This is a genomic window from Streptomyces humidus, assembly GCF_014649655.1.
Classification (GTDB): Bacteria; Actinomycetota; Actinomycetes; order Streptomycetales; family Streptomycetaceae; genus Streptomyces; species Streptomyces humidus.
In genome coordinates, this window is the sequence record NZ_BMTL01000028.1 from 111,865 (window position 1) to 132,079 (window position 20,215).

Annotated in this window: 19 protein-coding genes; 7 read left to right on the forward strand and 12 right to left on the reverse strand. The window is 71.9% G+C overall.

From position 1 onward, the window contains the following. Nucleotides 1–11 precede the first annotated feature (11 nt). The gene (locus tag IE239_RS29420) at nucleotides 12–1,529 is read right to left on the reverse strand and encodes a helix-turn-helix domain-containing protein (protein ID WP_190152448.1); all 1,518 of its coding nucleotides are present in this window, start codon (nucleotides 1,527–1,529) and stop codon (nucleotides 12–14) included. A gap of 184 nt (nucleotides 1,530–1,713) precedes the next feature. On the opposite strand from IE239_RS29420, the gene IE239_RS29425 reads away from it, so the two are divergent. Then, entirely contained in the window at nucleotides 1,714–2,484 is a 771-nt protein-coding gene (locus IE239_RS29425) for a DUF4232 domain-containing protein (protein ID WP_190152449.1), read from the forward strand. Here IE239_RS29425 and hemB read toward each other — a convergent pair whose 3' ends face one another. Then, nucleotides 2,485–3,477 carry a porphobilinogen synthase gene (hemB, locus tag IE239_RS29430; protein WP_190152450.1) on the reverse strand — a complete coding sequence of 331 codons (993 nt, stop codon included), beginning with the start codon at nucleotides 3,475–3,477 and terminating at the stop codon, nucleotides 2,485–2,487. It lies immediately after the preceding gene. 58 nt (nucleotides 3,478–3,535) lie between these two features. After that, nucleotides 3,536–4,114 carry a DUF2231 domain-containing protein gene (locus IE239_RS29435; RefSeq protein WP_190152451.1) on the reverse strand — a complete coding sequence of 193 codons (579 nt, stop codon included), beginning with the start codon at nucleotides 4,112–4,114 and terminating at the stop codon, nucleotides 3,536–3,538. Between the two features lie 313 nt (nucleotides 4,115–4,427). On the opposite strand from IE239_RS29435, the gene IE239_RS43025 reads away from it, so the two are divergent. Continuing rightward, nucleotides 4,428–5,402, forward strand: a complete 975-nt coding sequence (locus tag IE239_RS43025) for a rubrerythrin family protein (protein ID WP_268254541.1) — start codon at nucleotides 4,428–4,430, stop codon at nucleotides 5,400–5,402. A gap of 187 nt (nucleotides 5,403–5,589) precedes the next feature. Here IE239_RS43025 and IE239_RS29445 read toward each other — a convergent pair whose 3' ends face one another. From IE239_RS29445 to IE239_RS29455, 3 genes are all read right to left on the reverse strand, one after another. Further along, nucleotides 5,590–5,928: a hypothetical protein gene (locus IE239_RS29445; RefSeq protein WP_190152452.1), complete on the reverse strand. Its 339-nt coding sequence runs from the start codon at nucleotides 5,926–5,928 to the stop codon at nucleotides 5,590–5,592. An 80-nt stretch (nucleotides 5,929–6,008) separates the two neighbouring features. Then, nucleotides 6,009–6,815, reverse strand: coding sequence for a helix-turn-helix domain-containing protein (locus IE239_RS29450; RefSeq protein ID WP_229878382.1), 807 nt, complete (start codon nucleotides 6,813–6,815; stop codon nucleotides 6,009–6,011). Nucleotides 6,816–7,230: 415 nt separating this feature from the next. Continuing rightward, nucleotides 7,231–7,674, reverse strand: a complete 444-nt coding sequence (locus IE239_RS29455; RefSeq protein ID WP_190152454.1) for an ATP-binding protein — start codon at nucleotides 7,672–7,674, stop codon at nucleotides 7,231–7,233. 142 nt (nucleotides 7,675–7,816) lie between these two features. Here IE239_RS29455 and IE239_RS29460 point away from each other — a divergent pair, with 142 nt between their 5' ends. Next, entirely contained in the window at nucleotides 7,817–8,653 is an 837-nt protein-coding gene (locus tag IE239_RS29460) for a helix-turn-helix domain-containing protein (RefSeq protein ID WP_190152455.1), read from the forward strand. Next, nucleotides 8,653–8,856 (forward strand): DUF397 domain-containing protein, encoded by a 204-nt coding sequence (locus IE239_RS29465; protein ID WP_373308164.1) that lies wholly within the window; start codon nucleotides 8,653–8,655, stop codon nucleotides 8,854–8,856. The genes IE239_RS29460 and IE239_RS29465 overlap by 1 nt, the downstream gene beginning before the upstream one ends. 217 nt (nucleotides 8,857–9,073) lie before the next feature. Here IE239_RS29465 and IE239_RS29470 read toward each other — a convergent pair whose 3' ends face one another. From IE239_RS29470 to IE239_RS29490, 5 genes are all read right to left on the reverse strand, one after another. After that, the gene (locus IE239_RS29470) at nucleotides 9,074–10,780 is read right to left on the reverse strand and encodes a bifunctional uroporphyrinogen-III C-methyltransferase/uroporphyrinogen-III synthase (protein ID WP_190152457.1); all 1,707 of its coding nucleotides are present in this window, start codon (nucleotides 10,778–10,780) and stop codon (nucleotides 9,074–9,076) included. Beyond that, a complete protein-coding gene (hemC, locus tag IE239_RS29475; RefSeq protein ID WP_190152458.1) occupies nucleotides 10,777–11,787 on the reverse strand; it encodes a hydroxymethylbilane synthase in 1,011 nt (336 codons plus the stop codon). Before hemC ends, IE239_RS29470 begins: the two co-directional genes overlap by 4 nt. 5 nt (nucleotides 11,788–11,792) lie before the next feature. After that, nucleotides 11,793–13,511, reverse strand: coding sequence for a glutamyl-tRNA reductase (locus IE239_RS29480; RefSeq protein ID WP_190152459.1), 1,719 nt, complete (start codon nucleotides 13,509–13,511; stop codon nucleotides 11,793–11,795). Then, the gene (locus IE239_RS29485; RefSeq protein ID WP_190152460.1) at nucleotides 13,508–14,275 is read right to left on the reverse strand and encodes a redox-sensing transcriptional repressor Rex; all 768 of its coding nucleotides are present in this window, start codon (nucleotides 14,273–14,275) and stop codon (nucleotides 13,508–13,510) included. Before IE239_RS29485 ends, IE239_RS29480 begins: the two co-directional genes overlap by 4 nt. Nucleotides 14,276–14,525: 250 nt before the next feature. Then, nucleotides 14,526–14,798, reverse strand: coding sequence for a glutaredoxin family protein (locus IE239_RS29490; RefSeq protein WP_190152461.1), 273 nt, complete (start codon nucleotides 14,796–14,798; stop codon nucleotides 14,526–14,528). 102 nt (nucleotides 14,799–14,900) lie between these two features. Here IE239_RS29490 and IE239_RS29495 point away from each other — a divergent pair, with 102 nt between their 5' ends. The 3 genes from IE239_RS29495 to IE239_RS29505 all read left to right on the forward strand — a co-directional run bounded on the left by IE239_RS29495 (nucleotide 14,901) and on the right by IE239_RS29505 (nucleotide 18,593). Continuing rightward, entirely contained in the window at nucleotides 14,901–15,836 is a 936-nt protein-coding gene (locus IE239_RS29495) for an HAD family hydrolase (RefSeq protein WP_190152462.1), read from the forward strand. 498 nt (nucleotides 15,837–16,334) lie between these two features. Continuing rightward, nucleotides 16,335–17,114, forward strand: coding sequence for an ECF subfamily RNA polymerase sigma factor, BldN family (locus tag IE239_RS29500; RefSeq protein WP_190152463.1), 780 nt, complete (start codon nucleotides 16,335–16,337; stop codon nucleotides 17,112–17,114). A gap of 246 nt (nucleotides 17,115–17,360) precedes the next feature. Then, complete coding sequence (locus IE239_RS29505; protein ID WP_190152464.1) at nucleotides 17,361–18,593, forward strand: DUF5667 domain-containing protein; 1,233 nt, start codon at nucleotides 17,361–17,363, stop codon at nucleotides 18,591–18,593. 541 nt (nucleotides 18,594–19,134) lie between these two features. On the opposite strand, the gene IE239_RS29510 is transcribed toward IE239_RS29505, so the two are convergent. Beyond that, nucleotides 19,135–20,202 carry a lysophospholipid acyltransferase family protein gene (locus IE239_RS29510; protein WP_190152465.1) on the reverse strand — a complete coding sequence of 356 codons (1,068 nt, stop codon included), beginning with the start codon at nucleotides 20,200–20,202 and terminating at the stop codon, nucleotides 19,135–19,137. Nucleotides 20,203–20,215: the final 13 nt, after the last annotated feature.

Here is a 20,215-nt window from a genome sequence, read left to right on the forward strand (position 1 = left end):
GCCGTGGACTCCTACGGCGCCGAAGACGCTCCCGCCCGCTCCCACGCGGAACCCCCGAACGGGAACTCGTAGCGGGGCCGCCCGTTCTCACCGCTCGTCCGGAACGGATCGCCCTCGTCGTCGATCCGCAGCGTGCCGTGCCGTGAACCGCTGGACCAGGACAGCTCCAGGTACCAGCGCACGTCGTAGGCGGAGGCGTCGGCGCTGACGTAGTAGACCTCCGGGTCGGACTCGCTCACCGTGAACGGGAAGTCCTCCTCCCCGGCCTCGGGCACCAGCGCCGGGCGCATCGCGTCGAGAGCCACGGAGAAGGTGCGCTTCGGCAGGCCACCGCCGCAGCCGACGCCGGGGTAGCCCATGGCGTAGTCGTTCCAGGCGAGGGGCGCGGCCTTGGAGACCGTCCGGACCGTCAGGCTGTCCACCACGACGGTCTCCTCGCCGGTCCCCTGCACGGTGAGCTGCAGGAACTGCTCCCCGGCGGACACCGCCCGGTGCCGGGCCACCCATGCGGGCGCGTCCGGCTCGCCGGGCGGCGGCCCGACCTGTTCCGGCCCCCGGTCGATCAGATAGTGCTGGCTGCAGGGATCCACCCAGGCATACGGACGGGCGCGGACCCTCAGCGGAACGGCGTCGTCGTCCCCCGGCCGCGCGCCGCCTCCGGTGACGGACGTTCCGGCGGCGTCCGACGGAGAGGCCGACGGAGAGCCCGACGGGGAGGCCGACGGGGAGGCCGGCAGCGTCGCGGACGCGGTGGGCGAGGACGTGTTCTCCGCTCCCCGCCCGCGCACGGACGCCGGGGCTCCTGCCGCACGGCCGCCCTTTCCCTCGCCCGATCCGCCCGATCCGCCCGATCCGCCGGAGCCGCCGGAGCCACCGGGCGACAGGGTCAGCGCGAGCGCCAGGGACACAGAGCCCAGGGCGGCCACGACACCGGCCCCGGCGAGGACCGCGGCGCGGCGGCCACGACGGACGGGACCCGCATGCGAGGTCCGCTCCGCCCCCGCCCCGCCGCCTTCCCCGGCCCCGGCGCCCCTCGTCCTCCCCTCCCCGGAACCGGGATCGGGATCGGCATCGGCATCGGCATCGGCATCGGCATCGGCATCGGCATCGGCATCAACGGCCCTCTCCCCGAGGGCGGTTACCGGTACCGTTTCCGCGCTCGTTTCCCCGCCCGTGTGCCCGCCCGCCGCGTCCGAATCCGCCGTGCGCGCGGCGGTCCCGTCGGCGGGGGCGTCCGCGGCAGCCTCCGCGACGACGTCCACCGCGGTCTCCACCGGGGCTGCCCTCCTCCCCCGCATCGCATCCGCCAGCACCCACCGCCTGTGCAGTTCGACCAGCTCCTGCGGGGAGGCCTTGCAGAGCCGGGCGAACCGCTCGACGGGCGCGTAGTCCGCGGGGACGGCATCCCCGTTGCAGTACCGGTGCAGGGTCGACGTACTCATGTGGAGCCGTTTGGCGAGCGTCCCGTAACTGAGCCCGGACCGTTCCTTCAAGATCCGCAGCAGCTCGGCGAACTCGTTCGCAGACACCGTTCCCCACTCCCCGTCCCATTCCCGCGTTCCAGGTACGTCCTGTCTTCGCAGGTCAAACCCGTTGTAGACATTCCAGCGTCCCAGATCGTCCGCTGGTCGTGGCGGACGGGACGGATGCCCCCACAAGCTTTGGTCATCGAGCACACCCTTTCAACACGGCATTCCGGAAGAGGACTTGACCATGCGTATCCGCCGCACCAGCCCCCTGCTCGCGCTCACCGCTCTGACCGCCCTCGCCCTCACCGCGTGCGACAACGGGACGGGCGTACAGGACGAGGGCGCGTCGCAGCCGGCCTCGGCGACGAGGGCGCAGCCGGCACCGGGCGCCGACGGCAGCACCGGCACGGGGACCAGCACGGGGACCGGCGCGATCCCGGCGAAGAGCACGACGGATCCGAAGGGCTCCAGCGGTTCCACGGACTCCACCGCCTCGACCGGCGGGACGGGAGGCAAGCCGGCGGGCGGGACGGGCGCCGGGACGTCCGGCAAGGCGTCCGGCAAGGCGAACACCGCGGTCGGCGCGACCCGCGTCCTGTGCAACGGCTCCAACACCGCGGTCACCGCCCAGACCGTCGTCCGCCCGCTCAACCACATGCTGCTCACGGTCACCAACACCGGCAGCCGGACGTGCGACCTGACCTACTACCCCGTCCTGCGCTTCGACCAGATGCAGTGGGCGCCGCAGGCGGCCGAGGAGACCCAGCCGCAGGCGGTGACGACCCTCGCGCCCGGTGAGTCGGGGTACGCGGGCGTCCTGCTGTCGGCCGCGGACGGCAGCGGCGACGGCGGCACGACGGCCAGGAAGCTGACCGTCGCCTTCCAGGGGTACACCCCGAACAGCGACGGCGGCGCGTCCGCGACGCCGTCCCTGCCCGCCAAGGGCGTCTACTACGACAGCTCGCTGACCGTGACGTACTGGCAGCAGGACCGGGACGACGCGCTCAGCTGGTGACTACCGCAGCTTCTGGGCCGCCTCGGTGGCCCAGTAGGTGAGGATGTTCCGCGCCCCGGCCCGCTTGATGCCGGTCAGCGTCTCGAAGATCGCCCGGTCGCGGTCGATCCAGCCCTTCTCGGCGGCGGCCTCGATCATCGAGTACTCGCCGGAGATCTGGTACGCGGCGACCGGCACGTCCACGGCGTCCGCGACGCGGGCCAGGATGTCGAGGTAGGGGCCGGCCGGCTTGACCATGACCATGTCCGCGCCCTCCTCCAGATCGAGCGCGAGTTCGCGCATCGACTCACGGAGGTTGGCCGGGTCCTGCTGGTAGGTCTTGCGGTCGCCCTTGAGCGAGGACCCGACCGCCTCGCGGAAGGGCCCGTAGAAGGCGGAGGAGTACTTGGCGGTGTAGGCGAGGATCGCCACGTCCTCGCGCCCGATCTGGTCGAGCGCGTCGCGGATGACCCCGATCTGCCCGTCCATCATCCCGCTGGGCCCCACCACGTGGGCTCCGGCGTCGGCCTGCACCTGCGCCATCTCCGCGTACCGCTCCAGCGTGGCGTCGTTGTCGACGCGCCCTTCCTCGTCCAGCACGCCGCAGTGCCCGTGATCGACCGTCTCGTCCAGGCACAGGTCCGACATGACGAGGAGGTCGTCCCCGACCTCGGCGCGGACGTCCCGGATGGCGACCTGGAGAATCCCGTCCGGATCCGTCCCCGGCGTCCCGAGCGCGTCCTTCTTGGACTCCTCCGGCACACCGAACAGCATGATCCCGGAGACCCCGGCCTCGACGGCGTCCAGCGCGGCCTTCTTCAGACTGTCCCGCGTGTGCTGCACGACCCCGGGCATCGCCTGGATCGGCACCGGCTCGCTCACGCCCTCCCGTACGAAGGCGGGGAGGATGAAGTCGGCCGGGTGCAACCGGGTCTCCGCGACCATGCGCCGCATGACAGGGGTGGTGCGCAGCCGCCGAGGACGCGTACCGGGAAAGGATCCGTACTTCGACATGACTCCTACGCTACGCCCGCCCCGGCAGCCCCTTTGCCGACGCCGAGTCGGAGCGGGATCAGAATCCGTGCCAGACGGCCTTCGCCCCGGAATCACCGATGCGGTACACCTCCACCACCGCCCCGGCCCCGACGATCAGGGCCAGCGCCGTGCCCACGACCAGGATCACGCGGGAGGAAGCGAGCCCACCCGCCGATCCGGACGCGCCGCCCGATCCGGACACGGTGCTCGATCCGGACGCGGCACCAGGTCCGGACGCGCCGCCCGAGCCGGACCCGCCGCCCGATCCGGAAGGCAGAAAGCGGCTCAGCACCCCGCGGTGCAGCAGCCACAGCACCAGCGCCAGCACGAAGATCGCCACGCTCCAGGGCAGCAGCTCGTCGCCCATCTCCGTGTGACGCTCCACGGCGGCGGTCTCCGGCACCCGTTCCTGCAGCCATTCACCGGCGTCCGTCGCGAGCGGCACCGATGCCAGCCCCGCCAGGGCCAGCAGCGGCAGCACGACCCCCGCCCTGCGCATCGCCGCGGGCCACGCCGCGCACACCACCAGAGCGAGCGCCGACAGCGGCACCAGTATGACCACGACATGCACCCACAGCGGATGCGCCGGGACCCCGTTGATCGTCGTCGTTCCCATACCGGCTCCGGACTCGGCGGTCAGATGGGGCCACCGTAGAAGGGTCCGGCGCTCACCGCGCGCCGCGTGAACCCCGGAGCGTCCACCGACGCCCCGGGCGACACGCCGCCGACGGGGACCACGCCCGGCCGAGCAGCGGTCGACGAGCCGACGACGGCAACCGGCCGGGACGACCGACGCGACCGGGCGGGACTGCCGACCGGGTGAACCGTCACGCCGGCGATGGGGCCGATGGCCCATCCCCGCTCGTACCCTCCCCCGGGAGGTGTTGGGATTCCCCAGGGGGGCCGACAACCTCCGACCAAGGAACCCCATGAAACGCTTCGCCCTGAGAGCCGCACTGGCATGCCTGTCCACCGCCGCTGCCGCCGCGGCGCTCACCTGCCCCGCATCCGCCACCGTGCCGTCCGTACCGCACGGCGGCGTCTCCGGCCCCGCCGCCACGGCCGGACTGAACCCCCAGACCCTCGCCGACCTCGAGACCTCCATGCACGGCGAGGCGTACGCCAACGCCTCGTACACGTTCTACGCCGCCCAGGCCGACCGCGAGAACCTTCCGGCCACCGCGCGGCTGTACCGCAAGACGGCTTCGGTGGAACTGAACGAGCACTTCCGCAAGGAGGCCGCCCTGGCCGGTGTGGTCGGCTCCGACACGGACAACCTGCGCGCCGCCATCGCCGGCGAGACCTACGAGACGAATGTCATGTATCCCACGTTCGCCCGGCAGGCCGCGGCCGACGGCGACGACAACGCCGCCGAGCTGTTCACCGAGATCGCCAAGGACGAGGCCCAGCACCTCGCGAGGTTCCGCGCGGCACTGGAAGTCGTCGAGACCGGCCGCGGCCGCATCCCCGCCCCGCCGCCCGTCGACCCCGTAGAGGTCCCCGCCGGCGACCCGCAGGTCCACTCCGCCCGCACCCTGGCCAATCTCGACACCGCCATGCACGGCGAGGCCCTCGCCCACGCCCGTTACACCCTCTACGCCGAGCACGCCGCCGCCGACGGCCGCCCCGCCCTGGCCCGCCTGTTCCGGGGGACGGCCGGGATCGAACTGCGCGAGCACTTCGCCGGTGAGGCGAAGCTGTACGGGCTGGTCCGGACCACCCGGGAGAACCTGACCAAGACCATTGCCGGCGAACGCTACGAGGCCGAGGTCATGTACCCCGCCTTCGCCCGCCGCGCCGAGGCCGTCGGCGACCAGAAGGCCGCCCGCCTGTTCCGCCACAACGCCGCCGACGAAGCCGGTCACGCCCGGGCGTTCCAGCGGATGCTGGACAACCCGCGGTGACGCGGCACACGCGGAGCCGCCGGCCCGGGCCGCCCGTCGTCGGGACGCCGACCTTCCGCTGAGAACACCCCGCCCTGAGAGCGCCCTGTTCCGGGAGCGCCCCGCCGTCTCCGGCGGAGACGGCGGGGCGCGCGAGGTACCTCCTTCACGATCACCTCCGGCCGTGAGGGCCGTCGCCGTCCCGACCTCACGTGGACGCCGACCGGACGCCCCCGCCGCCGCTCTCGTCGGTGACGATCCGCAGCGCGGGCACCGGCGCGAACTCACCCACCCTGAACGCTGCGTCACGCCAGTTGACACAAAGGTCCAGCAGCCGGTCGGTGTCCTGGGACCAGGGCGGTGTCTGGCAGGGCACGGCGGGGAACAGCACGGCCGAGGCGAGCCTGACCGCCATCATCGCGGCACCGGCATGGGGTTCCACACCGACCTCAGCACCTTCGTGCCGCAGGGTCTCCAGGTCGTCGGCCGCTTGGAGCAGGACTCGGTACACGCGTGCGTAGGCGCAGTGGGTCGCGTCGTCGGGCATGGGTTGCTACCTCGGGGGCGTGAGTGTCGGGTCGGGTTCCGCGGCCGCGGGGAAACATCCGGCCGTTCCCCGCGAGAGGTTCAGGCCGCGGAGGCGGGCACAGGGGCCGTCGCCGCTCTGCGGGCACGGCAGTCGCGACAAACTCTCTCCGGCCCCGCAGTGGGAAGGACGCGGGTGCAGTCGCCCTCGCAGTCCGTCCACCGGTCGGCCCAGGGCTCCGGCGTGGTCGCCACCGGTGCGGGAGGAGGGTCCTCGCCGGGTGCCGCGAAAGGTGACAGGGGCGGCAGGGGCGGCGGGAGCCCCTCCCGGAGCCGGTGGGCGAGGAACCCGGCGGGAGCTTTCAGGAGGACGGGAACGTCGTCGGTCATGGCGTGGATCACGGCGGCCCGGGAGGCGCCGTTGTCGAACCAGGCGACGACGGCGGGGATGAGGCGTTCCACGTCCTTCCGGGAGAGCGTGAAGCGGTCGTCGGTACGGCGCAGTCCGGCAAGCAGGGCGGAGGCCTTGTCGTGGTGTTCGCTGCTGAACGATTCCTGCTCGCAGGGTTCGGACGGCGCCGACGAAGGCTTTTCGGGCACGGAGTCGTCCGTCCCCTCGGCTCCTGCCACTTCCGCGACGGCGACCGGCTCGTCCCGTACCTCGGGCGCCTCCGCCCGGCTCCGGGTGAGCCCCGGGGCGTTGTGCGCGTACGTCCGGGTGACGAAACGGCCCCCGTCCGTGCGCTCGCGCACCCGCTCCAGGTAGCCGTGCGCTTCCAGCTCCCGCAGCGCGAAAGCGATACGGTCGCGCCCTTCGGGGAAGCGGTCGGCGAGGCTGCGGATGTCGACGGGGGCGCCCTGCGGCAGCGACAGGATGTGGACGGCCAGCCCGATCGCGGTCAGGGACAACGCCCGATGCTGGGCGAGGTGGTTGCCGATGACCGTGTAGTGGCTCGACTGGTACGCACGTACGTGGGTGACACCGGAGTGGGTGGCACTCCGCCGAAGGCCCGGTGCCGGGCGCGGGGCAGGGATAGGCTTTGTCACAGCCAAGGGGAAGGTTCCGTTCCTCGTCGGTCAGGCCCTCGCACTGGGATGGCAGTCCCGGCGGGGGCCGAAGTATGTGTGGGGTCGTCCGTGCCGAGCCTGCACGGTGGGACGACGCCCACGCCAGCCACAACGGCCCGTTTCACCCACCCGAGTGACAAACGCGGGGTTTGGTTTGGTTGGAAGGGTTTTTTACCCGGTTTCTTGAGTCTTTTACGGCCCGGAGCACGGGCGTCCCTCTCACCGGGTCCCGTATTTCCGGGCTCCGGCACGGAGTTCACCGGGACGGGGCGAAATCCAGTTCCGCCCACACGGTCTTGCACGGCACCGGCCCGCACCGCACACCCCACCGGTCGGCCGACTCCTCGACGAGCAGCAGACCGTAGCCGGATTCCGCGAGGGCGTCGCCGCCCGCTCGCGCCCGGGCGGGCAGGTGATCCCCCCGGGTGTCCGCGACCTCGATGCGCAGAGTTCCGGGCCTGGGGACGGAGAGTGTGAGACGGAAGCTCCGGCCGGGAACGTGACCGTGCAGGGCAGCGTTCGCGGCGAGTTCGGCGACGATGAGCCGGGCCGGGTCCAACGGCACTCGCCAGGTGCCGAGTTGCTCTGCCGCGAGGAGGCGGGCGAGACGGGCTCCGCGACGGGTGGCGGAGAGGGGCACGGAGAACTGGTGGAGCGGAGCGCTCACGGTTTGCTGATTCACGTCACTCAGCGTGTCCATGCGTACGTAACCTGTGAAGGATGGCGGCCCGTGCGAACGGTGTCCGTCCGTGTGGCGTCCGGTTCCGTCCGGGCCGTACGGGGTGACCGGGCGCAGGCATCCGGGGTTGGACAGAAAAGGGCGCGGCGGGAGGACGGCGGACGTGAACGAGTGGGACGCGGGACCGGAGGTCGACGAGGAAGCCGGGGCGGTGATGAGGACCGTCCAGCGGCAGTTGAAGCTGTGGCGGGAGTCGGCAGGCCTCACCCAGGCCGAGTTCGGGGCGGCCATCGGATACGGCGAGGAACAGGTCTCCTCCGTGGAGCGGGGACGCCGGATTCCCCGTCCCGAGTACCTGGACCGCGCGGACGGGGTCCTGGCGGCGGGCGGCAGGATCGCGGCGCTGAAGGAGGACCTGGCGGAGGTCCGGTACCCGAAGAAGGTCCGGGACCTGAAGAAGCTGGAGGCGGACGCGGTCGAGCTGTGCGCGTACAACAACTCGGTGATTCACGGGTTGTTGCAGACCAGGGAGTACGCGCGGGCGGTCTACCTCGGTAGCCGGCCGCCCTTCATGGACGAGGAGTTGGAGCAGCGCGTGAACGCCCGTATGTCTCGCCAGGAGATCGTGAGCGAGTCGGCAGGGCGGCCCCTCTTCAGCTTCGTGCAGTGCGAGTCGACGCTCCGGCGGCCCATCGGGGGCAAGATTGTGATGCGAGCCCAGCTCGAACACTTGCTGGAAATCGGCCGGTTCCGCAATGTGGACCTGCAAGTCCTCCCCCTGGAGCGCCAGGAGAACTCCGGTCTGGGCGGCTCCTTCAGGCTGCTCAGGCTCAGGGAAGGGGGCACCGTGGGGCACGTTGAAGTTCAGGAGATCAGTCGAGTGATCACTGACCCGAAACACATGCAGGTTCTGGAGATGCGCTATGGGACCATCCGGGCGCAGGCTCTCACACCGAGTGAGTCACTGGCCTTCATCGAGAAAGTGCTGGGAGACACATGATGCGCATCCCCTCCGCCGAAGCCGATCGTGAACTTGAGTGGATAAAGAGCAGTTACAGCACCGCGGAAGGCCCAGACTGCGTGGAAGTGGCCGCGGCCCCCGCCCACATCCTGGTCCGCGACTCCAAGCGCCCCCAGGGCCCCCGCCTCACCCTGGCCCCCACCGCCTGGACGGCCTTCCTGCCCTACGCGTCCGACCGCTGACGTCACCACTGGCCGGGCTCCCGCTCGTCCGCCCCGGACGGGAGCCCTGCCAGACGTTCAGGCGAGGCTCTCCGCCATCTCCTCCGCCTGCTTCAGGAGCGCTTCCTGCTTTGCGGTCCTTGTTCATGAAGAACGCCCCGCCGTCTCCAGCAGAGACGGCGGGGCGCACAAGGTGCCTGTGAGGGCGAGGTGCCCGGGGCGGACCGCGAAGAGGCGACTACGTCGCCCGACGTCGCCGCGCTCCCGGCCGCCGCTCGCTCGGCCGGCTGACCGGGTCACCGGCCTCCAGCGCGGCGGCCCGTCGGCGCAGGCCGAAGTCGGCCAGCGCCTCGGCCAGCCTGAGCACGGACGGCTCGGGGGCCATGACGTCGACCCTCAGCCCGTGTTCCTCCGCCGTCTTGGCGGTCGCCGGGCCGATGCAGGCGATCACCGTCACGTTGTGCGGCTTGCCGGCGATGCCCACCAGGTTGCGCACCGTGGACGACGACGTGAAGAGCACGGCGTCGAAGCCGCCGCCCTTGATCGCCTCCCGCGTCTCGGCCGGCGGCGGCGAGGCCCGCACCGTCCGGTAGGCCGTGACGTCGTCGACCTCCCAGCCCAGCTCGATGAGCCCGGCGACCAGGGTCTCCGTGGCGATGTCGGCGCGCGGCAGGAAGACCCGGTCGATCGGGTCGAAGACGGGGTCGTACGGCGGCCAGTCCTCGAGGAGACCGGCGGCGCTCTGCTCACCGCTCGGCACCAGGTCCGGCTTCACGCCGAAGGCGATCAGCGCCTTTGCGGTCTGCTCGCCCACCGCGGCCACCTTGATGCCCGCGAAGGCACGGGCGTCGAGGCCGTACTCCTCGAACTTCTCCCGGACGGCCTTGACCGCGTTGACCGACGTGAAGGCGATCCACTCGTAGCGGCCGGTGACCAGGCCCTTGACGGCCCGCTCCATCTGCTGGGGCGTGCGCGGCGGCTCGACGGCGATCGTCGGCACCTCGTGCGGCACGGCCCCGTAGGACCGGAGCTGGTCGGAGAGCGACACCGCCTGCTCCTTCGTACGCGGCACGAGCACCTTCCAGCCGAACAGCGGCTTGGACTCGAACCACGCCAGCTGGTCGCGCTGGGCGGGGGCGGAACGCTCGCCGACCACGACTATCACCGGGCGGCCGCCCTCGGGCGAGGGCAGCACCTTCGCCTGCTTGAAGGTCTGCGCGATCGTGCCGAGCGTCGCCGACCAGGTCCGCTGCCGGGTCGTCGTGCCGGCCACGGTGACCGTCATCGGGGTGTCGGGCTTGCGGCCCGCCGAGACCAGCTCTCCGGCGGCCGAGGCCACGGAGTCGAGGGTCGTCGACACCACGACCGTCCCGTCGGACGCGCCGACCTCGGTCCAGCAGCGGTCCGAGGCGGTGCGTGCGTCGACGAAGCGGACGTCCGCGCCCTGCGCGTCGCGCAGCGGCACACCGGCGTACGCGGGCACGCCGACGGCGGCCGCGATGCCGGGCACGACCTCGAAGGGAACGCCGGCGGCTGCGCACGCGAGCATCTCCTCCGCCGCGTACGCGTCGAGTCCGGGGTCGCCGGACACCGCACGGACGACCCGCCTGCCGCCCCGCGCGGCCTCCATGACAAGATGTGCGGCATCGCGCACAGCGGGTGCCTCAGCGGTTGTTGACGTGCCGTCAACTATCGTCGGGAAAGGCGTGCCCGTGCCCGGGAGGGGGTCCGGCGAAGGACCTGCTTCCGTGGGCACGACGGCAACACCTGGCCTGGCGTGCGTCCGCACGACGTCGAGCACCTCGTGCTCGGCGACGAGGACGTCCGCGTGCGCCAGCGCCTCCACGGCGCGCAGAGTCAGCAGTCCCGGATCCCCGGGTCCGGCACCCAGGAAGGTGACGTGCCCGTGTGCAGGACCAGCGGCTGGAAGGGTGGTGGGGCTCACTGTGCTTGCTCCCCCATCAGACCGGCCGCGCCCTGGGCGAGCATCTCGGCGGCGAGTTCGCGACCGAGCGCCATTGCCCCGTCGTGCGTCTCGGGCACGGGACCGGTGGTGGACAGCTGCACCATGCGAGAGCCGTCGGTGGTCCCGACGACGCCGCGCAGGCGCATTTCGTTGACAATCTGCCCGTCGGCCCGGTGGGTCCCCCGCTCGAACGGAGCCGAGAGCGGGGGAAGGTCGGCCAGCGCGCCCACAGGGGCGGAGCAGCCGGCCTCCAGGGCGGCGAGCAGGGACCGTTCGGCGGTCACGGCGACCCGGGTGAAGGGGTCGTCGAGCTCGCCGAGAGCGTCGATCAGCGCTGCGTCGTCCGCGGCGCATTCGATCGCCAGTGCTCCCTGGCCGGGAGCGGGCAGAACCGTGTCCACCGACAGGAAGTCGGTGACCTCGTCGAGGCGGCCGATGCGGCTCAGGCCTGCCGCGGCCAGCACCACCGCGTCCAGCTCGCCGTCGTGCACGTACCGGATGCGGGTGTCTATGTTCCCGCGGATCGGCACGGTGCGTATGTCCAGCCCGTGGACGCGGGCGTACGCGTTCAGCTGGGCCGCGCGGCGCGGCGAACCGGTGCCGATGCGCGCGACCCCCCTCGGGGAGGACGCGGCCAGGTCGGTGAACTTCAGCGCGTCCCTGGCGACGATCACGTCGCGGGGGTCCTCGCGCTCCGGTACGGCGGCCAGGACCAGGTCCTCGGGCTGCGCGGTGGGGAGGTCCTTCAGCGAGTGAACCGCGAAATCGACCTCACCCTTGGCCAGCGCGTCGCGCAGCGCGGTCACGAAGACGCCCGTACCGCCGATCTGCGTGAGGTGCTCGCGGGAGGCGTCGCCGTAGGTGGTGATCTCGACGAGCTCCACCGGCCGTCCGGTCACCCGGCGCACGGCGTCCGCGACCTGCCCGGACTGGGCCATGGCGAGCTTGCTCCGCCTGGTCCCCAGTCTCAGTGCCTTCGTACTCATGCCGCTCATGCCGGCCCTCGGTTCTCTGATGTCTTCTCGGTGCTGTCCTCGGCCCGGGACACGGCGGCCACCGTCTCCTGGTCGAGGTCGAACAGAGTCCGCAGCGCGTCCGCGTACCCGGCGCCGCCGGGTTCGGCCGCGAGCTGCTTGACCCGGACGGTCGGCGCGTGCAGGAGCTTGTCGACGACGCGCTTCACCGTCTGCGTGATCTCGGCGCGGTGCTTGTCGTCCAGGCCGGGCAGCCGCCCGTCGAGCCGGGCGATCTCGCCGGCCACGACGTCGGCGGCCATGGCGCGCAGCGCGACCACGGTCGGCGTGATGTGCGCGGCCCGCTGTGCCGCGCCGAAGGCGGCGACCTCGTCGGCGACGATCCGCCGAACCTGGTCGACGTCGGCGGCCATGGGCGCGTCGGCGGAGGCCTCGGAGAGCGACTCGATGTCGACCAGCCGCACCCCGGCCAGCCGGTGGGCGGCCGCGTCGACGTCCCGCGGCATCGCGAGGTCGAGCAGGAAGAGCACGGGCTGCGGCCGCACGAGCGGGGCGACCTGCTCGGGCCTGCGCCGCTCGGGGATGCGTCCGACGGCGGCGGCGGTCGCGGCGAGCGCGGCGATCAGCTCGGCGTCGGCCTCGGGACCGCGCCGGCCGGCGAGCCGCCGGTCGACGGTGGCGTTGTCGACCCAGGCGGCGTGCTGCTCCAGCGTCGCCGCGTCCATGCCGGCGACGGCGGCCTCCCCGATCACGGAGAACCCCGTCTGCTGCACGGCGGACTGCTGCACGGCGGCCAGGTCGAGGGGACAGTTGTCGTCGTTCCCGACGGAGACGGGCGGCAGCGGCCGTGCCTCGCTCGGCGCGTCGTCCTCGTCCAGAGCGGCGGGCGCGCCGGTGCGGCCCTCGACCGCCTCCGCGACCGACTCCGCCGTCAGGACCAGGCCCGTGGCCCCGGTACAGGAGACGGCCACGTCGGCACGTGTCAGCTCGGCCGGCACCGACTCCATCGGTACCGCGCGGGCCGACACGTGCGCGCCGTCGGCCTCGGCAAGTATCCGGGCCAGCCGCTCGGCGCGGTCGAGGGTGCGGTTCGCGACGACGACCTCGGCCACCCCGGCGCGCGCCAGGGTCGCGGCGGCCAGCGACGACATGGATCCCGCGCCGATCACGAGGGCGCGCTTGCCCCGCGCCCAGACCGGCACGTCCTCGCCGGCGGCCAGCTGCTCCAGGCCGAAGGTGACCAGGGACTGCCCGGCGCGGTCGATGCCGGTCTCGGAGTGGGCGCGCTTGCCGACCCGCAGGGCCTGCTGGAACAGGTCGTTCAGCAGCCGTCCGGCGGTGTGCAGCTCCTGCGCCCGGCCCAGGGAGTCCTTGATCTGCCCGAGGATCTGGCCCTCGCCGACGACCATGGAGTCCAGTCCGCAGGCCACCGAGAAGAAGTGGTGGACGGCGCGGTCCTCGTAGTGCACGTAGAGGTAGGGAGTGAGCTCCTCCAGGCCGACCCCGCTGTGCTGGGCGAGCAGCGTGGACAGCTCGGCGACGCCCGCGTGGAACTTGTCCACGTCCGCGTAGAGCTCGATCCGGTTGCAGGTGGCCAGGACGGCCGCCTCGGCGGCAGGTTCGGCGGCGACGGTGTCCTGGAGCAGCTTGGACTGGGCGTCCGTGGACAGCGAGGCCCGCTCCAGCACGCTCACGGGGGCGCTGCGATGGCTCAGTCCGACGACGAGGAGGCTCATGCCGGCATCACGGCGGGCACGTCCCCGTCCGGTCCCTGGTCGGTGGAGTCGGCCCGGCCGACGGGCGCGGCGAGGGCTGCGGCCTCGTTGAGGGCGGCCTCCTCGCCGGCCTTGCGCTGCTCGTGGAACGCGAGGATCTGCAGCTCGATGGAGAGATCGACCTTGCGGACGTCGACGCCGTCGGGCACGGACAGCACGGTCGGCGCGAAGTTCAGGATGGAGGTGACGCCGGCGGCGACGAGCCGGTCGCAGACCTGCTGGGCGACGGACGGCGGGGTGGTGATCACGCCGATGGACACGCCGTTGTCCGAGATGATCTTCTCAAGGCCGTCGCTGTGCTGGACGGCGATCCCGGCGACCTGCTTCCCGGCCATGGCGGGGTCCGCGTCGATGAGCGCCGCGACCCGGAAGCCGCGCGAGGCGAACCCGCCGTAGTTGGCGAGCGCCGCGCCGAGGTTTCCGATGCCGACGATCACGACCGGCCAGTCCTGGGTGAGCCCCAGCTCACGGGAGATCTGGTAGACGAGATACTCGACGTCGTAGCCGACGCCCCGCGTCCCGTAGGAGCCCAGGTACGAGAAGTCCTTGCGCAGCTTGGCGGAGTTGACCCCCGCCGCGGCCGCGAGCTCCTCGGAGGAGACCGTGGGCACCGAGCGCTCCGACAGGCCGGTCAGCGCACGGAGGTACAGCGGAAGGCGGGCGACGGTGGCCTCGGGAATCCCTCGGCTACGGGTCGCCGGTCGGTGAGTTCGGCCAGATGCCACGGTGCTCCTGCGGGTAGAGCGGGGCTGTGGGCGGTCGTACGTTCCCAGACCGCCCCGTCGACAGCAGGCTATGTCTTTGTGAACGCGTGCACAAAGATGGTGTCCGATTTGCCCGGCCAACGTGACCGGGGTCACGCGCGTCATTCCAGGGGGCAAAACCGCCACTCTCCTCGTGAATCCCGCCCCCGCGACCAAACCACCATCGATCCTAAGCGACGTTCGGCGCGCCCTGTACTGATCGGTCAGTTCCTCAGCCGGCCAGCTCCTTGCGCAGCCGGTCCTCGTCCACCCGCCAGAAGGTGTGCTGCCTGCCGTCCACGAGGACGACGGGGATCTGCTCCCAGTAGCGGTCGTGCAGTTCCCGGTCGTCGGCGATGTCCTTCTGCTCCCAGGACACGCCGAGTTCCCCGCAGACCTTGCCGACGACACGCTCCGCGTCGTCGCACAGATGGCAGCCGGACTTGCGGATCAGGGTGACGGACCGCCCGCCCGGGGCGGCCTTACGTCGAAAGAGGGGACTCATAGCCCCATTCTCGCCCTTCTTCCACGGCAGGGCCCCGGAGAGTTCACCTCCTCCGAACCTCTCGGCTCCGGAACCACCGAACAGAATGGCTATGCTCACGCCATGGCCGCTCTAGGATGGCTCACTCCCCGTAGGCGCTCCGCCACGGCGCGGAGCGTGTTGGCAGGCGAGGCCTCTGCGGAGGCAGCCCGCAAGTCCACCCAGGCCCTGGACTCCCAGGACGCCCTGGACGTTTCCCCCCGGGAACCGCAGTTCCCGGTGCACGGCGACGCGATGGCCGCCGCCTTCTTCGACCTCGACAACACCGTCATGCAGGGCGCGGCGCTCTTCCACTTCGGCCGCGGCCTGTACAAACGAAAGTTCTTCGAGACCCGCGACCTGGTCCGCTTCGCCTGGCAGCAGGCGTGGTTCCGGCTGGCCGGCGTCGAGGACCCCGAACACATGCAGGAGGCCCGCGACTCGGCGCTGTCGATCGTGCAGGGCCACCGCGTCTCCGAGCTGATGTCGATCGGCGAGGAGATCTACGACGAGTACATGGCCGAGCGCATCTGGCCGGGCACCCGCGCCCTGGCCCAGGCGCACCTCGACGCCGGACAGAAGGTGTGGCTGGTCACGGCGGCCCCGGTGGAGATCGCCCAGGTGATCGCCCGCCGCCTCGGCCTCACCGGCGCGCTGGGCACGGTCGCGGAGTCGGTCGACGGCGTCTACACCGGCAAGCTGGTCGGCGAGCCGCTGCACGGGCCCGCGAAGGCGGAGGCGGTGCGCGCGCTGGCGGCCGCGGAGGACCTGGACCTCTCCCGCTGCGCCGCCTACAGCGACTCCCACAACGACATCCCGATGCTCTCCCTGGTCGGCCACCCCTACGCCATCAACCCGGACGCCAAGCTGCGCAGGCACGCACGCACCCTCGACTGGCGGCTGCGCGACTACCGCACGGGCCGCAAGGCCGCGAAGGTCGGCATCCCGGCGGCGGCGGGCGTGGGAGCCGTGGCGGGCGGCACCGCGGCGGCCATCGCGCTGCACCGACGACGACGGTAGGACCGGCCCGCCGTGCCCGCGGGCCCGCGGGCACGAAGACGCGCGGGCCCGCGGACACACGGGCACGGCGGGCACGGCGGGCACGCAGACGAGAAGACGCGCAGGCGCATCCCCTGAGCGGCCGCGGCGGTACGACAATCGCCCGGCCGCTCCGTCATGCCGCCCGACAACACTCCACACCCACGAGCAAACCCGGCCAATCCAACGGCCGTACCCCCGTAACCCCACACGCAGTCCCGTTGTCCGCGGACAGCCACAACATGCCCTGGACCGACCCGAAACTTGAACCTTTTCGATCAACAATCATTCATGCTGCGTAACTTGATCGAGCGCCAATAGGTCACAGAAGCGACGCAATCGACTATTTGAGCAACTCGGTGTAGCAGGGCCTGTACGAAGCGTTATTCTCCTCAGACGCAATCCGGCACCCCTCCCGTCGCTACGACGGGTGAAAGGTTCCGCACTGCACGTGATGGAAGCTCTGCCTCTGGGAGTCCCGTGTACCCACACGTCGGGGTTGACACCTCGGGCCTGGCTACGCTGCGCACAACGGTCGCTACGGTCCAGGACCTGTTGCGCGGCTTCGTCCCCACCGTGTACGCCGTCCCCGCCTTCGCCACCGCCGCTCCGGCGGGCCCGTGCTATGCACTGGCAGAGGGCAGCGCCGCGGTCAACAGAAGAGGACGCTCGACCGGCGCGACCACCACCCGCCGACCGGCCGCCGACAGCGACAGCGCCCGGATGATGGACCTCGTCGAACGCGCACAGGCCGGCGAGGCCGACGCCTTCGGGCGGCTGTACGACCAGTACAGCGACACCGTGTACCGCTACATCTACTACCGCGTGGGCGGCAAGGCGACAGCCGAGGACCTCACCAGCGAGACGTTCCTGCGCGCCCTGCGCCGCATCGGGACGTTCACCTGGCAGGGCCGCGACTTCGGCGCCTGGCTCGTCACCATCGCCCGCAACCTCGTCGCCGACCACTTCAAGTCGAGCCGCTTCCGGCTGGAAGTGACGACCGGCGAGATGCTCGACGCCAACGAGGTCGCGCGCTCACCCGAGGACTCCGTCCTGGAGTCCCTCTCGAACGCCGCGCTGCTGGACGCGGTGCGCCGGCTCAACCCGCAGCAGCAGGAGTGCGTGACACTCCGGTTCCTGCAGGGCCTCTCCGTCGCCGAGACCGCTCGCGTGATGGGCAAGAACGAGGGCGCGATCAAGACGCTCCAGTACCGGGCCGTCCGCACCCTCGCCCGCCTCCTGCCGGAAGACGCCCGCTGAGCCGACCCGTCGGCAGGCTACCGTCAGCCATTCCCAACTCACTTTCAGTGAAAGTTCGTTGACTTCCCGATCCGATCATCCGCCGTCCGTAACCCAAGTGCCGCGCCAGTCGTTGTGCGGGATACAGGCTCCCTGTGGTCACGTCCTGGCCGACCCCGATCACCCGATCGTGTGGAACCGGCCGGGGGCGTGCAACCCTCAGACCCCCCGGGGAGTCGACCGTCATGACGAGAGGAGGTGCCGCCTGTGATCGCGAACGTATCGGCACACCGGCGGGCGAACGCCTTCGCCCAGGCCCTGGAGGACCAGTCCGACCAGGGCACGGCGGCCGAGCAGACCGAAGGATCACCGCCGGCGCCGGCCGCTGCGGACCAGACCGGGCAGGGCCGCATGCTGGCCCTCGCCACGAGTCTCGCCGAGCTGCCCAAACCGGAACTCGACCCCGAGGTCAAGGTCGTCCAGCGGGCCCAGTTGGTCGCCGCCATGGAGGCCATGCTGCAGGCGGGCACCGCGGGAGGCGAAGCGGCGGAACCCTCGGTGCCGGAGCAACGCTCCCACCGGGCGAAGGGCACACACCGGGCAGGCCCCCTGGGCAAACTGCGACCGCGTTCCCGGCTGGCCAAGGGCCTCACCGCGGGCGGCCTCAGTGTCGGCGTAGCGGCGGGCGCCTTCGGCGGCGTCGCCGCAGCCAGCTCCGACGCCCTCCCCGGCGACGGGCTCTACGGGCTGAAGCGGGGCATCGAGGACTTCAAACTCACCTACCTGGCCGACGGCGACGACGAACGCGGTCGCACCTACCTCGACCAGGCCTCCACCCGGCTCAGCGAAGCCCGCCGCCTCATGGAACGGGGCCGCAGCGGCGACCTCGACCACGAGTCCCTCGGCGAGGTCCGCCGCGCCCTGAACGGCATGCAGCACGACGCCACGGAAGGCCACCGCCTCCTCCACGAGGCGTACCAGCGCGACCCCCACTCCCTGGGCCCCATCCAGGCCCTGGACACGTTCACCCGCTCGCACCGCGAGGCCTGGGGCGCCCTGCGCGACCGCCTGCCGGTCCAGCTCGGAGACGTCAGTCAGCAGGTCTCGTCGGTCTTCGAAGCCATAGACGAAGAGGTCGCGCCGCTGCAGTCCCTGCTGCCGCAGCCCCCCGCCCCGAGCGGCGGCGCCCGCCCAGGCTCCGGCCCGGCGTCCACCGGCGCCTCGGAGACGGGCCGCTCGACCACCCCCGGCGCCCACCAGGGCAAGGAGTCGGACGGCGGCACCACCCCCGGCGCCTCCGGCAAGTCGTCCTCCGGCGCAACCGGAGACGACGGCGGGCTGCTCGGCGGCAACACCGGCGGCCTGCTCGACCCGCCGAAGGACAGCGGCGGCACCGCCCCGACCACCACCACACCCAGCACCCGGCCCGACGTCACCCTCCCGCCCCTCCTCCCCGGCCTGCTCCCCGGCCTGGGCATCGACAGCGAGGACGCGGGCTAGCGAGGCACATGGCGGTGGGGGCGTTCCCCTTCGAAAGGAACGCCCCCACCGCCGTGCGTCCGCATCACCGCAGATTCCTGGAAGGGCGCTCGGGCGGACACCGACCGCCGCTGCACCAGCAGTTCGGCCTCTCCCTCCGCCGCCCTCGCTCCGCTCCACGGGCTTCGACAGCCGCGCAGGACTCCCCCACCGGCGGCCCGCCGCCCCGGCCACCCGGTCCCGCACCACGCCCGGCCACCCGTCAGAAGAACACCGAGCGCCGCTGCACCAGCAGTTCGACTGCGTCTTCCGCTGCCCTCGCACCGCTCCGCGGGCTTCGCACAGCCCCGCCGGACTCCTCCGGCGGCCCACCACCCCGGCCCCGGCCACCCGGCCCCTCCCCGGCCACCCGTCAGAAGAACACCGAGCGCCGCTGCACCAGCAGTTCGACTGCGTCTTCCGCTGCCCTCGCACCGCTCCGCGGGCTTCGCACAGCCCCGCCGGACTCCTCCGGCGGCCCACCACCCCGGCCCCGGCCACCCGGCCCCTCCCCGGCCACCCGTCAGAAGAACACCGAGCGCCGCTGCACCAGCAGTTTGTACAGCGTGTGCTGGATCTGTTCGCGGACCTGGTCCGTCAGGTTGAACATCAGCATCGGGTCCTCCGCCGCCTCCGGCGGGAAGCCGTCCGTCGGGATCGGCTCGCCGAACTGGATCGTCCACTTGGTCGGGAGCGGGATCGCGCCCAGCGGTCCCAGCCAGGGAAAGGTCGGCGTCAGCGGGAAGTACGGGAAACCCAGCACCCGCGCCAGCGTCTTGGCGTTACCGATCATCGGGTAGATCTCCTCCGCCCCGACGATCGAGCAGGGGATGATCGGGGCGCCCTGACGCAGCGCCGTGGAGACGAAGCCGCCCCGGCCGAACCGCTGCAGCTTGTACCGCTCGCCGAACGGCTTCCCGATGCCCTTGAAGCCCTCCGGCATCACTCCGACCAGCTCGCCCTGGCCCAGCAGCCGTTCGGCGTCCTCGGCGCAGGCCAGCGTGTGGCCGAGCTTGCGCGCCAGCTCGTTGACCACCGGCAGCACGAACACGAGGTCGGCGGCCAGCAGCCGCAGATGGCGGCCCGCCGGGTGGTGGTCGTGGACGGCGACCTGCATCATCAGCCCGTCCAGCGGCAGCGTCCCGGAATGGTTGGCGACGATCAGCGCGCCGCCCTCGGCCGGGATGTTCTCGACGCCCTTCACCTCGACCCGGAAGTACTTCTCGTACACCGGCCGCAGCAGGGACATCAGGACCTGGTCGGTGAGCTCCTCGTCGTAGCCGAAGTCGTCGACCTCGTAGTCGCCCGTGAGGCGCCGGCGCAGGAAGGACAGGCCGCCCGCGATCCGCCGCTCCAGGCCACCGCCGCCCCCGTCCCCAGGCCCCTGTTCCTCACCCGTCACAAGAACATCATCCTGCCCTGCCGCCCTGGTGGGCAGGGGCTGGACCTCCCCGACCTCGCCGATCTCCCGGACCGGCGCGGGCTCGGCCTTCTTGCGCCGGCTCCCCGCGCCCCGGCGCCGGGGCGGCCGCGTCACGGCGCTTCCCCGGGACCGGTCGTCGTCGAACGGAATGACCTTGGCGTCCGCCATCGTTGATGCGCTC

Coding starts and splice junctions, on each gene's coding strand:
- IE239_RS29425 (WP_190152449.1), top strand. CDS start 1,714: ATGCGTATCCGCCGCACCAGCCCCCTGCTCGCGCTCACCGCTCTGACC.
- hemB (WP_190152450.1), bottom strand. CDS start 3,477: ATGTCGAAGTACGGATCCTTTCCCGGTACGCGTCCTCGGCGGCTGCGC.
- IE239_RS29435 (WP_190152451.1), bottom strand. CDS start 4,114: ATGGGAACGACGACGATCAACGGGGTCCCGGCGCATCCGCTGTGGGTG.
- IE239_RS43025 (WP_268254541.1), top strand. CDS start 4,428: ATGAAACGCTTCGCCCTGAGAGCCGCACTGGCATGCCTGTCCACCGCC.
- IE239_RS29445 (WP_190152452.1), bottom strand. CDS start 5,928: ATGCCCGACGACGCGACCCACTGCGCCTACGCACGCGTGTACCGAGTC.
- IE239_RS29455 (WP_190152454.1), bottom strand. CDS start 7,674: ATGGACACGCTGAGTGACGTGAATCAGCAAACCGTGAGCGCTCCGCTC.
- IE239_RS29465 (WP_373308164.1), top strand. CDS start 8,653: ATGCGCATCCCCTCCGCCGAAGCCGATCGTGAACTTGAGTGGATAAAG.
- hemC (WP_190152458.1), bottom strand. CDS start 11,787: ATGAGTACGAAGGCACTGAGACTGGGGACCAGGCGGAGCAAGCTCGCC.
- IE239_RS29480 (WP_190152459.1), bottom strand. CDS start 13,511: ATGAGCCTCCTCGTCGTCGGACTGAGCCATCGCAGCGCCCCCGTGAGC.
- IE239_RS29490 (WP_190152461.1), bottom strand. CDS start 14,798: ATGAGTCCCCTCTTTCGACGTAAGGCCGCCCCGGGCGGGCGGTCCGTC.
- IE239_RS29495 (WP_190152462.1), top strand. CDS start 14,901: ATGGCCGCTCTAGGATGGCTCACTCCCCGTAGGCGCTCCGCCACGGCG.
- IE239_RS29510 (WP_190152465.1), bottom strand. CDS start 20,202: ATGGCGGACGCCAAGGTCATTCCGTTCGACGACGACCGGTCCCGGGGA.